Raw genomic sequence first — 714 nt, 5'->3', positions numbered from 1 at the left:
GGCCCGACGCGACGAGCATGGACACGCTCGTGGCGTTCGCGATCGTAAACATGTCGGTCATCATGATGCCCTGCACCCAGCCGGGGCTAGAGCGCTCGTACCGGGTGCCGCTCTTCCCGGTCGTGCCGGTGCTCGGGACGGTCTGCTGCGTGCTGCTCGCGGTGTTCCTCGGCGCCGGGACCTGGATGGCGTTCGGCGTGTGGATGGTCGTCGGCGCCGCGCTCTACCTGCTGTGGGGCGGCCGCCACAGCACGCTGCGCTGACGCGCGGCGCCCGCCCGCCTGCCCGTGCGCCGCCCGCCCGCCCGCCGCGCCCGCCCGAGTCTGGGCGTGGGCGACACTTCTCGCGNTNNGACNNNCGAGAAGNNTNNNNCACGCCGAGACTCGCCCCACCCACGCCGAGACTCGCCCACAGGCGGCGAAGCAGTTCCTGTTGTCCACAGCCCGGAGCAGCCCCGACCGATGTGAGCTCGACAGCGCGACGCTACCGCCATGGCCAACGCGTACCCCCGACTGCTCCGAGCGACCGAAGTCGATCGATCGGCCGCACGGTCCCTGCAACGCCGACACCGTGCGGGCGCCTTGGTCCGCATCGTGGACGGCGTGTACCTCGACACGGCGGTGTGGCAGTCGATGTCTGCGATCGAGCGGCACCTGGCGCTGGCTCGGGCGCTCGCGCCGACCGTCAGACCGACCGCAGCGTTCTCACACCTCA

At 71.7% G+C, this 714-nt stretch carries 1 protein-coding gene; it reads left to right on the top strand.

The window, feature by feature from the left end; genetic code table 11:
• Positions 1 to 263 (top strand): amino acid permease C-terminal domain-containing protein (locus I59_RS04075; protein ID WP_305791156.1); only part of this gene is annotated, 263 nt, incomplete at its 5' end.
• Between the last annotated feature and the right edge of the window lie 451 nt (positions 264 to 714).

Origin of the sequence: Curtobacterium sp. B8, from assembly GCF_000333315.1 — a bacterium.
Lineage (GTDB): Bacteria > Actinomycetota > Actinomycetes > Actinomycetales > Microbacteriaceae > Curtobacterium > Curtobacterium luteum.
Note: the sequence above shows the minus strand (reverse complement) of the source record. Positions and strands in the feature narration are given on the sequence as shown.